The sequence below is a fragment of the Massiliimicrobium timonense genome (assembly GCF_042850985.1).
Classification (GTDB): domain Bacteria; phylum Bacillota_I; class Bacilli_A; order Erysipelotrichales; family Coprobacillaceae; genus Allocoprobacillus.
The window spans coordinates 384701-400084 of the sequence record NZ_AP031415.1 but is presented as its reverse complement, the minus strand read 5'-3'; the positions used below and the strand labels follow the sequence as shown (position 1 = coordinate 400084).

Here is a 15384-nt window from a genome sequence, read left to right as displayed (position 1 = left end):
TAATATAATATTATAAAACTTTTTTCAACATAATACAATTCATTTCCACAATTTGGCACATTTTTCTATCATTTGGAATTTTGTTGTATGCGTTTTCAAATAATCTATATAATAGCTCTAAAGGAGGGAGGAAATTTTATGAATTTCATGGAAAAATTCAATGATTTAGCGGAACGTACCTTAATGCCGATTGCGACTAAACTTGGTAACCAGCGTCATCTTGGTGCCATTCGTGATGGTATGGTTGTTGCGATTCCACTATCAATCTTAGGTGGTGTGTGCTTGATCATTTCAACGCCACCATTCACACCAGATACATTACCTCAGTGGGGATTTATTACTGATATGTTAATGGGCTGGTATAATTGGGCACAAACTTATAAAGCAGCCCTACAAGTTCCATATAATATGACAATGGCATTAATGGGACTTTTCATCGCATTCTCTATTTCATATCATCTTGCAAAAAGATATGAAATGGCAACGTTAAACGCAGCCGTTGTTTCTACTGCAGTCTTCTTGATTGTCAGTGCTCCATCTATGTCTGCTGTAGCAGCTTCATTGATTAGTGATGGTGCAACTGCTGAAGAATTATTAGCATCAGCAAGTATGTATATTCCAACCACATATCTTGATGCTAAAGGAATTTTTACAGCCATTCTCGTATCTATTGGATGTGTTGAAATCATGCACTTTATGTTGAAGAAAGATATCCGCTTTAAAATGCCTGAAGGTGTTCCACCAGCAATCGCATCTTCATTTGATGCTATTATGCCATTATTTGTATGCGTTGTTATTTTCTATGCTATTTCTTTAGTAATTCAAAACTTCAGTGGTGAATTATTACCAAGCACAATTATGACAATTTTAGCACCAGCTATTTCTGGTTTGGATTCACTTGTTGGTATCTGTTTAATTACAATTATTTCACAGATTTTCTGGTTCTTTGGATTACATGGTGCAAGTATCACTCAACCAATCAGATTACCTTTCCAAAATATGTATTTGATTGAAAATATTACTGCCTTTACAAATAATGAACCTATCGTTCATTTCTTTACACAACCATTCTGGTCTTATGTCATTACTTTAGGTGGTGGAGGATCAACACTTGGTCTATGTATCCTCTTATTAAAATCAAAATCTGTTGAATTAAAAACACTTGGAAAACTTTCTATTGGTCCAGCTATATTCAACATCAATGAACCAATTATCTTTGGTTTACCAATGGTTTTAAACCCTTTGATGATGATTCCATTTATCTTTGTACCGGTTGTCAATTCAATTATTGCCTATACATTAATGGCATTGCATATTGTCGGAAAAGGGGTTATCGAAACACCATGGACAACACCTGCTCCATTAGGTGCAGCACTGGGATGTATGGATATTAAAGCAGCCTTTATGGTCATTGCCCTTATTATTATAGATATTGTTTTATATTATCCATTCTTTAAATTAATGGAAAAACAAAAATTAAAAGAAGAAAATGCAACTGATTAAATAAGATAGAGAATACACTCACACACACTTACATTTATCATCTTTAATCAGTCAAAAAAGATACTTCATTGACCTTTTCGCAAAAGCATCCTTTGATCAATGAGGTATCTTTTTCATATGGGCATATTCAACACAAATAACATCAGCAATCATCATTAATGGGTAAGGATGACTGGCATAATCACGACGACTATGATAATAAATATATTCATCAACATAAGATATATCCAAATCATGACATGATGTAATCATATATATTTTAGGTTTGGTTTTCATGTTTTTAAATGGTTTCACACGTTCAAAAACACGATCAAAATAAGTGCCTGTATCTGAGAAAATAATAATTAAATCATCTTGATTGGCTTGTTCTATATATTCAGCCTGTTCAATAAATTTGATACATGTAAAAATATGTTTACCATTTGTCTGTAAATCATATTGTAGATTTAAAGCAACATTTTCTGACTGCCTATATCCAAAAGCAGCCACATTTTTATATCGAGAAATATCTTTCACAAGTTTTTGAATAGACTGTTCATCAATACTTGGTATAACAAGTTTTAAATTATCAATTACACTTGTAATATATGATTTTGCAGGTTGATGTGGATCGTATGATTGAAATTCATATTTGCCTTTTGTTGTTTCTTGAGATATTCCAAATTTAGCAATCTGATTTTTTAAAGCATTAAAATCACTCATACCTATATCTCGACAAAACCTTGAAATACTGGAATTAGAAACATAACAGCTTTTGGCTAACTGAGATACTGAACAATCCTCTAAATCCTCAATATTTTCAATAATATATTTAGCAATTTTATAGTTATTACTGCCAAAAGGCTCACTGTTAATCATAGAAGACAAAATAATCATTAAATTAAACATCTGCCATCACCCACTTTTTACTATTATATACCAAAAAAGCTCTCTTTGAAAAGAGCTTTTAAATTCTTTATTTATCAGGAATAAAACCAATTCCTTTTACCATTTTTACTTTTGAAATAAATCTTTGATTTTATTTTTTAATGTTAAATATGCAATACCAAGCAATGTTATAATGGCAATAAATAAATATCCTGCAAAATTCCCATAAAGGTCTGAAGTTTGTGGTTGTATAGATGATTGTACCTGTTGAATATTGTTTTGGCTTTGAATTTGTTGTGAAGGGTTATCACTTTGTTGTGGAGTGTTCTGACTAGGATTTTGCATTGGTTTATTTTCATCAGGAAGAGAAGGTTGACCTTGAGATGATGATTCTGCTTTGACAGTAATCACTCTTCTAGCCTGAGTAGAATAACCATATTCATCATATACAGTATAAGTCAATTCATAAGTTCCAGGTTTTGATGTATTCACTTGACCAGCAACCTGAATTTGAGATGTAATATCTTTTCCTGTATAATCTGTTGCACTCACACCCTCCATTGGATCGAATTCTTCTCCAACAGTGAACGTATTATCTGATGGTAAAATAATTGTTGGTGCTTTTTCTTCTTTGTTCACTGTAATATACTGCACATCCGTTCTTGTTAATCCACCATTTTCATCAGTAATTTCAGCATACCATCCTAATGTTTGATTGGCCAGATTATTTAATGTCAATTGTGCAGTTTGACCACTTTCTACATTTTTAACTTCACCTAACACTTCACTTCCATAAACATCTATATCTAAAGATGAAGTTTCAAGACTCTTTGTCTTTGGTTCGATTCCCAATGCTGAAAAAGGAATTTCAAATTCTTCTTCTCCATTAATATTGGCGACATCACCAATATCAGTTTCATCTTTAGCATCATAATCATCTAATGAAGGTGAGTATGTACGAATAATAATTTTTTCACCTTCTAAATCAAAGTGCATTAAACGAATATATCCCATACCACCAGCTTTTAATCCTTGATAATCGAATAACATCTGATAAACCGTACGATCTGCAACACCATCTTGATTATCATCAAAGTTTTCTACATTTGTCTGAGCGTTATGATAATGTCCTGATAATACCATGCAGACATTTGGATTCACAGCTACGACTTCATCATGGATACGTTGAGGTTCTTCACCCAAACCTCCACTAGCAAGTAAATATTCATGGAAGTTCAAAATAGCCTTACGTTCAGGATATTGTGCTAAGACATCATTCATCCATTGAATTTCTTCATCACCAATACCCCATCCCATGTAAATCATAATAAAGTCAATACCACCTACACTAATTAAATCATAATGTCCTCGATTATCTTTATAACTTTGACCATACCAAGGATTCTGATTATATCTTTCTTCACCAAAATACTGAGAAAAACTTGTATAATCACCGCTTAAATGACCAACATCATGGTTACCAGCCAATACACCATAAGGCATTCCTGATTCATCAAGTATTTTATAAGCTTTATCGGCATTTTCCCATTCAGGATCAAGATGTTCATCATCAATAATATCTCCATCATGGAACATATATTGAATATTCATACGTTCTCTATTTGCGAGAACCCATTCATGAATATCTAACTGATACTGATATGAACCATCAACATCTTGTTCAGGATTACCATCATAATCTTCATTATAATATTGTGTATCACTTTCTACAACAAATGTAAAATCATAATCTTCGCGAGGAGTATCATCTTCATTAGAAGTTGTAATACGTGTTGTTTGTGAATCATATTGAGGTGGCGTATATCCTTCCCCATTTTGTATCATGACTCTTACTGATGAATCTTTGAGATAATCATTTAACTCTATTGATGCAGTTAATTCAATCTGACTGCCATCATAAATCTTTTGGGCATCTTGTAAATCCCATTCTTGAGTTGTGTGATTATAAACATACATAAATGTTTTGGCATTATTACTTTCACCTTCCCAATGAACTTTCATTGCATCCTTATTTGTAAATGAAGAATCAACCTTAATATCAAATTGCTGATATGGGAAGCCATTGGCAGAATTTGTTTCAAAAGACTGTTCATTAGTACCAGAAATCTGACTCACACCTTGAGAAGCTTGAATATTTTGATCATTCAAAGTATATTTTTGGCCTTTCTTAAATGCAACATTCATAACATCATTTGTTGCATCACTCACTTGAACAGATAATGTAGGATCACCATGAATCACTGACCCATCACCTGGTGTGATTTCACCAACAGTAGCATTTTCTTCAGGAACAGTAAATGTTATTGTTTTGGTAGCCATATTCCCTACTTCATCTGTAGCAGTTAAAGATAAAACGTGTTCTCCAGCATCTAATGTCTTTGTATCAAATGCATAAGGCAATTCAATTGCTTGATTATCCAATGTTGCTAATAAAGAAACATTTTTACTTATAGCATCTTTAGCACTCGCTTCAATTGTATGACTTCTATATTGTGCATCTTCTTCCATATTTGTCATAATTTCAGGAGCCGTATTATCTACTATAAACTGTATAGATGATTCTCCAGTTTGAAGTGTATGCACACCATCTGATAACTTTGTTGTATCAAGATCATAACGTAATGAATCAAATGATGCTTCAGGAATATCAAATGTGACATAAAGAATTTCTATTTTACTTGTTCCATCTCCCATTGAAATTTCAGTTTGTGGAGAATAATTGTCCAATGTTTCTGGTTGATCTGGATGCCAGTTATCTGCAGTATGTTCAACTGCTCCAAGCCCCTTAACACCAGTATATTTTCCTCTCAAAGATGTACCATCAGGTAAAACAAGACGAATATTCTTTAAAACAAAATCATCGTTATTTTCAATATTATGTTCTAACACATTAGCTTTATTTCCAGCATGGAATGCAATTGTCACCTGTTTTTTATCATAATCAAAATATTTTGCATCTACATCATAACTATATGTCATCCATGAGTCATAAGTTCCTTCATTAAAGACACCTATTGAATCGTTACCTATAGAAACTGCATTTTTAAAGAAGACATCTGTCTGTGAAGCATCAAATGCAATTTTTGCTGAATTGCTAATAGATTTTTTGGCTTCACCTGTAATATCTTTACCATCAAGAATAAGGTTTTCTCCCGTTCCTATAATTTGTTGATTTTGTGATACCACTGTTTGATCATCAATATTGAAACGATCACCCTCAAGAGTTCCCTCTTCATTGTTTACCGTTTTCACATCAGTTGTTACTGTTTGATATCCATCACTAACAACAAAATAATATTCATAAGAAGATTTCCCAATTAAGTCAACACTTGCTAGAGTATAATTGAAAACATCTCCATTATTTCTTAAAAGATTATATTGAGTATATCCATTTGACTTATTATCTTTCATATATAATGATACAGTTTTAATCGTTGTCTCTTGTGAAGTTGCTTTGATTTCAAATGCAAAATCTTCATCTGTATGAAAAGTTGATGCTGTACGATCTTCTAAAACAGGTTCACTTACTGTATCTGGCAATACTGGAGAATATTGCGGTTTCGTATTACTATCAACTCTACCAGGTGTAGGCGTTCTATCATCACTCACTAATACAGACTGGAATTGTCCATTATTATATTGGTTTTGATAAACAATAGATTTGTCAGCTGTTGTATTATCAGTTCCATCCATATTATATGTTACATAATCAATCACGTCTTTAACATTAGTCGCTATTTTAATTCCTCTCGCTCCACTATTAGACATCCCACCACATGAAATTTCAATCAATTGGTCATCTGAAAGATTTGTTTCCCATTTTTCATTAAAATTATCTTTTGTTAAAGCATCATTTGTACCATTTTTAATCCAGAAAACAAGTGTTTCTCCAGATTTTAAAATCTTATCTTCGTTTGTTTCCCACCAAATACTATCACTACCACTATCTGGATAATTATAATAGAGCTTATAATCTTTCAAATTTATATCTTTATTAGAGTTATTATAGATTTCAATAAATTCATATGCATCTGCTCCATCTACATTAGAAGTATCTGGAATAACTTCAGTAATTGTTAAGGCTGGTGCATTTGTTACATCGACTTCTCCACTTTGAACTGGAATTGAAGATGATGTATAAGTAGCTTGATTAACTCCATCACTGATTGTGACTTTATAAGTTATACTGTCATAATTTTTAACAGCATTATATGCAATTGTCCCTTTTAAAATATCATTGTCATATGTAAAGTTAATTGTATCAATGAGTGTTTCTCCACTATAAATATCTGCAGTTGCTGTGAAAACTTTTTCTAGATTTGTCTGAATCGTCATTTCATAATCTTGAAGATTTGAAACCACAGATGGTGCATCAATTGATACAGTAGGATTCTCTATCACATCAGGGCGTTGATATTCTCCAAAAATTTGATTAGAAACATTTCCTACAGTCTGTTCACCTTCCAATATCCATTCAGCTTCTTTAGTTCCATTAACATAAATAAAATGATAATCTTTCAAATCTACTGTCTGATTACTAGCGTTATAAACTTCAAAATATTCAAATGCATCAGAGCCATCCACATTAACAGTATTAGGTACAAACTCAGTCAATAATAATGGTGATTGATATTTCACTGAATCTGTTGTCTCTGCTGTAATTGTCTTATTAGATTTTAATTCATTAACTCCATCAGTTAATTCAACTGATAACTCAAAAGATTCTAACCCACTTAAATCTGATGCAGGAATAGAAACAAAAAATTCACCATTATCATAAGTCATATTATATGACTTATTATTTATAAAGGCTTTTGCTTCTAATATAACAGAAGTTAAGTCTGTAGTTGCTTTCACAACATATGATGCATTTGGGTTAAATGTCTCATTAACTAATAGACTAACTGCTGCATCTTCATCCTTATTAACGACATAATGGTCATCTAATGTTTGTTCATCAACCAATGATCCTGGCGTTGGATCTCCATCATAGCCAAGTGTCAATTCTTGAATACGACCATCCTGATATTGAAATGTAATCCCCTTTTTTGTCTGGGCCTTTGCTTCTCCATCATTATAAGTCATAGAATTAATGACTTGCTTAGTATCCTTGACAAGGACTTCCATTGAACGTTCTCCAGAATTACTAAAACCATTCACCGATTCATTTGTTTTCACAATATTTACTGATTCATCAGTAATGTTATAGTAAGAGCGGAATTGATTTTCATCAAGTGAGTCACTTTCACTATTACGTACCCATACAACCAGTGTCTCCCCTGCTTCGATTGTTGTACCTTCAGGGATTTCCCATAAAGTATGCGTACTTCCATTAACATTTTGAATAAGATAATTATCCATATCTAAAGTCTGATTCGTTGTATTGTAGAGCTCAATATATTCAAAAGCATCTGTACCTGATGCAGTTTCCATATCAGATTGATGTGTATCAGCTACAATCTCACTAATCATCACTGGACTTATAATTTTTGAAGCATTCTTTGTAAGTGTATCTGTTGCATGAACAACAGATAATGCATTCAAATTCATTGATGATGCCACAACAAGAACACTCATACTACTACCAATTAACTTTTTAGCTTTTTTTCCCATTTTGTTTCCTCCATTTATAAACGGATTATAACAAAACAGCTTCTAAAGATTGTTAATGTCAGGTAAAAAGTACATTAATAGTTTTCAATGACATCAAAACATTGATTTGAACCCACCTTATCCACTATATGAAAGCAATTTATTTCATGCTATATTAAAATGATATAAATGGCTTTTTGTTGATTAGCACATTCATTATTCTTGCTTTAATATCATAAAAATGACTTACATTATAATTATGAGTGCAATTAGATTGTATAATGTATTTCCATAATCTCTATATACAAAAAAACGACAATGATGATCGTAATTGATATTCATTGCCGTTTTCTTCTTTGAGATGATTTTACGATTATTTATCTCGTACAGCCCTTTATTCTACTTTTTATATATGTTCAAATTGTTGTATACCCCACGTTTGAATTGTCTGATAAAGAACAACATCTAAAATAATAACAATCATAATCACACTATACATATAAGCTGTAATAGAGAGAATATCAACTAACCATAGTCCATACACCATTGCAATCACAACAGCTAATCCCATTGAAATAAACATCGTTAAAACAACAGGTAAACTCTGTTTCACACAGACCGTTTCATTAACCCAGTCAAACTTAGGCTTCCATAAATTGAGTAATAATCCTAAAAAATCAATCAATAGTGTAAATAAGATAGGAACAATCAAGACAAGTAAGCTATCAATCATTCCAATACCTGTCACATAAATCAAAGCGACAGAAAGAATTAAACCACCGGGAATACATAAGAAAGCATGCATAGCTAGTTTTGAATTTAAAATATCCTGTGTTGTTATAGGGAGTGACTTAATAATCCAGAAACGATCTCCTTCTAAAGAAATAGAAGATGCACTGATCATATTTAATGATGATACAGCGATAACCATTAAACATAAAACTGGTGTCATATATTCTTGAATCTGAGGAATAGAGGCAATCATTTGAATTTCATCTTGATAAATCAAGACAGCTCCCGTAGCGATGATACAAAGAATAATACCCATTGCCCCATTCAACATCACCATCGCATTAGAAGTAAAATGTCTAATTTCTCTGATGACAAGAGCTTTAAACATTGTATTTTGCTTCATTGGTTTTGCTTTATAAATTGCTTTTTTCATCTTAGGTTTTGATGTTGCCATTTTCGTAAAATTCATAGATAATAAATAAATAACAATAATAAATGGCAATAAAGCACAAATAAGATAAATCACAAAGCTACCTATATTTCCCTGAGTTAAAGCGATACTTAAATGATATAATGGAAATACTGCTTTTTCAATCGCTTCAGCAATACTCTTACCATTTTCAATAAGCCATACAAGATATGTCTGTAAATAATTCACAGCATACATATATAAACCAAAAAAACCGACAAATAAGACAATAGAAATAACAGTTTTAAAACGATGAATTTTAACAAGCACATGAGCTAAAATCCAGCTAAATAAACAAGATAATGCTAAAACAAACAATGGTAGTGTTAAAACAACAATAATAAACATAAAGATTTCTATCATTGTCATACCGACATTGGTAATATAAACATAGAAAGCTGGTATTGCAATCAAAGACTCATAGACATAATTTAAAATTAAAATTGTAAATACACGGCTCAATAATATATCACTATTTTTAATAGGCATAGCCAATAATAGTTCATTATCTTTAGCTTCATAAATTTCATGATGTGTTAAGAAAATACTTCCTATAAAACAAAGTAAAATAATAAATAATGCCATTAAAGCAAAGTATAACCATTCAATTCCCATCATCGAAAATGGTTCAATCAAAGAATAAAACAACATCCCAAACATACCAATAAAGACAACACCTACATAAGCAAACAATAAACCAAATAATATCAGCTTTCCAATACTGTTCCCTTTTTTCTTAGAACTTTTTGTTTGTCTTAATAAAATACCCTGCAATCTAATCTTAATGAGCGTCATTAACATTGTCATCATCCTCCAACTCTAAGAAAACATCTTCAAGTGATTCATCACCAATTACATCTTGAGTCTTTCCACTGACAATCAATTTTCCTTGTTTAATAATCGCAATACGATCACATAACTTTTCAGCCACTTCCAAAACATGTGTTGAAAAGAAAATGGCACCACCACGATCACAATGATCACGCATGATTTGTTTTAATAAATGTGATGCTTTAGGGTCTAATCCAACAAATGGTTCATCCATTAAAATTAATTGTGGTTGATGTATAAAAGCTGAAATAATCGCTAACTTTTGTTTCATCCCGTGTGAATAAGCACTAATAGGTTGAGCCAGATCACTTGTTAAATCAAACATATCCCCATATTGAGAAATACGTTTTTCTCTTTCTTCCTTTGATACTTGATAAACATCTGCAATAAAATTCAAATATTGAATACCTGTTAAATATTCATATAAATCAGGATTATCTGGAATATAAGCCATGATTTTCTTACATTCTAAAGCATGTGTTTTCATAGACTTTCCATCAATGATAATCTCTCCCTCATCAAAAGGCATAATCCCAGCAACTGCTTTTAATGTTGTCGTTTTTCCAGCCCCATTATGACCAATAAAACCATAAATATGACCTCTTTCAATATGCAATGATAAATCATCTACTGCTTTAAATTGATCATATTTTTTTGTTAAATGTTCAATCTTTAACATAAGATATCCTCTCTTTCATTAATTATTAATATTATTTATATTATAATTTTATATCTTTAATATCTAATCGTCAATATTTTGGCTACACTTTTTAAATAAAAAATAAGAATACACATAAATAAATATAGTCATACCTATAATACTAATCATCAATACCAGATAAGTGTAAGAAAAATGTACTAATGCACTTATACCATTTATGAATCCTATCAATATAAAACAATAGCCACTTATTTTATGTGTCTTTTTCCAGACATACTCACTTGCTAGTGTCCATGGTGTTTTGACACCAAAGAAGTAATTTTGTGGTATTTTAGGTAAATAATTACCCATTCCTATTAATAAGACAGACACTAACAATAACACAAACTGTTCACCATCTTGTTGGGGATTAAAAGCTGAATATTCAAAAAAAGCAGCAAGAATCAAAAAGAACACTGTTAAACCATATTGAAAAAGGCGATATGTTTTCTTTCTTTTTTCCAAATTCATTTTTTTAGGATCAATATGCTTTGTAAGTGACATCCCATAATAGATGGCCATTGGTATAAAAGCCAGAATCAAAAACATATAACGACTGCCATAACCATCAATTTGCCAGTTTTCATCCCAATGTAAAGGGACTGTATCTGGCATCAAAAAGACAGTCACTACCAAAAGAAAAGTCACTCCCCACAAGATTCCATCAAAAACTCTTATTCTCATTTTTCATCCCCCATATCAATAAAATTCATAAACCACTTCATCACTTCTTGAAAAACAGACATATCAATACTATAAACAATATTCTGTCCCTGTCTTTCATCAATGATCAAACCACTCGATTTCAAAATAGATAAATGATGTGATATAGATGGTTTTGTCATTTGAAAACAATCTGCAATTTCTCCAGCATTTAAAGGTCTATCCTGTAACAATTCTAAGATTCTTCTTCTCGTTGGATCACTTAACGCTTTAAATGCATCACCCATATCTCTCCCTCCTTTAATATTTAGATATTTTTCTAAATATCTAAATATATTGTATCACTTTTTATATTCATGTCAAATAAAAGAAAAGAACTATACAAAATGTATAGTTCCATGTATTTGAAGCCTTATATTATTCAGCAACTTTTTGTTCTTTAATAACTTTAGCAATTGAAGCGATTACGTCTTTTTCATCGTCACCTTCAGCTACGATTTCTACAGTAGCTTTAGTAGGAACACCTAAAGACATAACACCCATAATTGACTTCAAATTAACTTCTTTACCATTGTAACATAATTTGATATTGCTAGTGAATTTACTAGCTTGGTTTACTAAGATAGTTGCAGGTCTAGCATGTAATCCAACTGGATCTGAAACTACAAAAGATAATTTTTCTGCCATCTTATTGACTCCTCCTTAATAATTTATAGTCTTATTATAACACATTTGAATTACTTTTCCATACATTTTCAAAAGAAATTAATACGCTTACATAATATTTTTTTGTCAAGTCTTTTTTTGTATTTTTTATATCTATTTAGCCTATTCAAAAAACTGTGATATAAACAATAAAAAAAGCAATTTATACTGACAATTTTATCTTTATAACTTCCAATATTACCCATAACCACCATCTTTCCACTGCCAAACACCATCTGCATTTTTACATGCAATATACATATAATCACTATAATAGTGATTTTCACCAAGTGCTGGATGAACATTAAAGAAACGTGTTTTAAATTCCAAATAAACAACGATGACTTCTTGAATATCTGTATCCTTTTGAAGATACGATTGTTCCGTTTCATGACTGATATCTTCATCATAATAAACACTATAAACATCTGCTTGAGCATTCGTATATTCATCAATAGCCATATCCATAATCTTTTCTATATCTTCTCTTTTGTGTGTCGTATTATAACGTATCTCCTTTTTTGTTTCGATTGGTTTTTTCATAAAGATGGCAATCAATATTACCATCACAATAAACCCTAAAATAATACCTTTATTTTTCATATTCATCATCCTTTGCCATTTCATAATACAATAAAGATATGAACATCTCATGTAAAAAATATGAAAATGAAATGAACATCATTGAGATAAAAAAAGAAAACTTACGATGAAGTTTCCTTTTAATACATTTTTTGAGCCACAACTAAAAATTGATGCGTTGTCATTTCAAAATAAGAATGTTCTTTAATTTCTTTTAATGCCTGTAAATAGAAAACTTGATATCTATTAACATTAGCAAAATCTGGTGAAACCTTTGTAAAATACTGATAAATAGCTTGAATACTATGAAAACGAATAGTTCCATAATCTTCAAATTTATCTACAATACGCATTCCAATGCTCTCTAATGTTTGAGCACAGTTTTGTGCATCCCAGCTTCCTTTCATCTGGAAAGGCATATAAAGACGAACAAATTCTTTTAAATTTTCTGTTCCATGTTGATTGACAATGAAGTAGCCACCTTTTTTTAAGACTCTAAAAATCTCACTTTTATCATAATTACATTTTTGACACATCACAATATCAATTTTTTCATCTTTAAAAGGCATTTTCCCTGTTGGTGTTAAAGTTGTCACTTTTACAGATGGATCATCTATAAATTCATTTTGAACTCTTTGTGTGTCCGTATAAGGTTCAATCACAAACATAGCTTCTGTTTCACCTTTTAACTGACTGGCAAATTTTCCAGCATCCACACTCATGACTGCCAAATGATCTTGTGATTGGATATAACGTCTTAAAACATCTTCTTCGTGATAGCTAGGAGATGATAGTGTATAATCATTTTCTAACTGAGTACTTGGTGAAAAATGTTGTAATTCATTTTGTAGTAAATGAGCATCTTCTATTTGACGACGACATCTTTTTTTGCTGTATACCATAATGGCATACTGTACAACTGCATCAGCCACAATCCCCATTGCTAAAAAGAGAACAAAGTAAACAAACCAGCTTAAAGTAAATAATTCAACTGGTGATGATATAAAATAACAAATCAAACAAAGAAAAACCATATATCCAACACGATTATAGCTAAATGGTTTATCTAAAGATAAAAACCAGTTGATATTATTGGCTTTTTCCATTTTACTTCTTGTCAATTCAAAAAAGACAAGCTGCATCAAAAATAACACACCTATAAAAATCAACAATAATACAATCAAATATTCCATACTTACTCCTTATTCTATACTTTCTCCATCCATTGTATAATAATGATATCCATCAGAAAAATATCCCTCTTGGTGGAAAGTCAAATCCCCTTCAATAGAAAATAATTCTTCCATATCATTATTGACATCATAAATATAACTTCTTCCATTTTTATTCAACATCATATAATTTTCATCATTATATTCAATAATTGGTGTTTCTGGTAATGACGTATACTCAATAGGAAAGATTTCTTCTCCAGTTGTATCAATAATACCATACATACCATTTTCATTATAAACGACATAATATGAACTGCCTATGTACTCCATACGATAATATGTATTTTTTGTTAAAATTTGTCCTTCTTCATCAATTAATGAATATCCCTTATTATCAATTTTCACAATAGCTGTATCACTGGCATCAAATGGCTGAGCTTCAAGGTATATCTGATCAATAACTTGTTTATTATCAAAACTATAGTAAGCATATCCTTTATCCTGTATATAAACCGGGAAAATTTCAAAATACAGCAACATCACTTCTGGATAAAGCTGACAATTTTCAAGATTTCCCTTAGATAGACCATTTTTATAAATCATATGTGGCCCATAGACATCTTCTTCACGTACAAGATATGTTTTGGCATTCACATAATATGAATTAATTAAAACAGGAACACCACCCGTTGGATAAATATATGTTTTATCATCATGGGTTAAAATAATATTTTCTTTATCATCAAAATAAGCATCTTTAATTGCTATATGATTTTGAGAAGCTTCCTGCTTTTCAAAATCAATATAAATCATACTTTTTAATTTCTCATCATTGAGTATACATCCTTGATCATTTTGAACTAAAAATTCATAATTTCCTTTTTCAATCTTCATATCAAAGTTCTGTTTTTCATCTTGAGTAGAATAATAAAAATGATTATAGTCTTTAAACCCAATAACAATTGATTTTGCACTTGAATACTGATTTACATATGTAACAGCTTCTTTTCCTTTATAAAGTTCTTCACCATTTCGATATAAAACTATATATTCTTTATCTTTTAAAATCACAGGTAATCCACTTTGCATAATAGCCGTTGATTTATCAGCCTGATATAAAACTTCACCATCTTCATTTAAAACATAAAGATTTTCCTTAACAAATGTATTTTGAGTTGATTTTTCTTTTTGATCATCTTTTTTCTTTTCCACTTTTTTGGTCGCATAAAACATATCATCGACACTTTCCAGTGTTTCATATTCTCCAACAGGAATGATTTCATCACCATCTAAATCAATAAATCCTACCTGCTTTTTAGCATTCGTTATAATATACCCACGATTACCAACTTTTTCAAAAGATTGATATTGATAATCTGTTATTTGTTCACCTTTAGAATTATATAAAGCACTTAATTTTTGATCATTCGTCAACATAAAATAATGTACCTTTTGATTTTGACTACATCCAGACAATAACATGAATGCCATAAATCCAGCGAATAACTTCTTCACATATATTCCTCCTTTATTGCCCCTAGTAT

The 15384-nt window shown here is 30.9% G+C and carries 11 protein-coding genes; 1 reads left to right on the top strand and 10 read right to left on the bottom strand.

Annotated elements, in window-relative coordinates:
• Positions 1–138: 138 nt before the first annotated feature.
• A complete protein-coding gene (locus ACGHJ8_RS02085) occupies positions 139–1503 on the top strand; it encodes a PTS sugar transporter subunit IIC (protein WP_087357139.1) in 1365 nt (454 codons plus the stop codon).
• Between the two features lie 96 nt (positions 1504–1599).
• Here ACGHJ8_RS02085 and ACGHJ8_RS02080 read toward each other — a convergent pair whose 3' ends face one another.
• The 10 genes from ACGHJ8_RS02080 to ACGHJ8_RS02035 form a co-directional block, all read right to left on the bottom strand.
• The gene (locus tag ACGHJ8_RS02080) at positions 1600–2391 is read right to left on the bottom strand and encodes a MurR/RpiR family transcriptional regulator (RefSeq protein WP_390541420.1); all 792 of its coding nucleotides are present in this window, start codon (positions 2389–2391) and stop codon (positions 1600–1602) included.
• Positions 2392–2496: 105 nt separating this feature from the next.
• Entirely contained in the window at positions 2497–8004 is a 5508-nt protein-coding gene (locus ACGHJ8_RS02075; RefSeq protein WP_390541418.1) for a lamin tail domain-containing protein, read from the bottom strand.
• 385 nt (positions 8005–8389) lie between these two features.
• Positions 8390–9985: a hypothetical protein gene (locus tag ACGHJ8_RS02070; protein ID WP_390541416.1), complete on the bottom strand. Its 1596-nt coding sequence runs from the start codon at positions 9983–9985 to the stop codon at positions 8390–8392.
• Positions 9966–10694 (bottom strand): ABC transporter ATP-binding protein, encoded by a 729-nt coding sequence (locus ACGHJ8_RS02065; protein WP_087357143.1) that lies wholly within the window; start codon positions 10692–10694, stop codon positions 9966–9968. The genes ACGHJ8_RS02070 and ACGHJ8_RS02065 overlap by 20 nt, the downstream gene beginning before the upstream one ends.
• Positions 10695–10757: 63 nt before the next feature.
• Positions 10758–11399, bottom strand: a complete 642-nt coding sequence (locus ACGHJ8_RS02060; protein ID WP_390541414.1) for an SdpI family protein — start codon at positions 11397–11399, stop codon at positions 10758–10760.
• Positions 11396–11665 (bottom strand): autorepressor SdpR family transcription factor, encoded by a 270-nt coding sequence (locus tag ACGHJ8_RS02055; protein WP_087296879.1) that lies wholly within the window; start codon positions 11663–11665, stop codon positions 11396–11398. The genes ACGHJ8_RS02060 and ACGHJ8_RS02055 overlap by 4 nt, the downstream gene beginning before the upstream one ends.
• Before the next feature lie 130 nt (positions 11666–11795).
• Positions 11796–12065: a phosphocarrier protein HPr gene (locus tag ACGHJ8_RS02050; protein ID WP_087357145.1), complete on the bottom strand. Its 270-nt coding sequence runs from the start codon at positions 12063–12065 to the stop codon at positions 11796–11798.
• A 216-nt stretch (positions 12066–12281) separates the two neighbouring features.
• A complete protein-coding gene (locus tag ACGHJ8_RS02045; protein WP_205089647.1) occupies positions 12282–12686 on the bottom strand; it encodes a hypothetical protein in 405 nt (134 codons plus the stop codon).
• Positions 12687–12805: 119 nt separating this feature from the next.
• Positions 12806–13858, bottom strand: coding sequence for a hypothetical protein (locus ACGHJ8_RS02040; RefSeq protein ID WP_211962127.1), 1053 nt, complete (start codon positions 13856–13858; stop codon positions 12806–12808).
• 9 nt (positions 13859–13867) lie between these two features.
• Complete coding sequence (locus ACGHJ8_RS02035) at positions 13868–15355, bottom strand: WG repeat-containing protein (protein ID WP_390541410.1); 1488 nt, start codon at positions 15353–15355, stop codon at positions 13868–13870.
• Positions 15356–15384 lie beyond the last annotated feature (29 nt).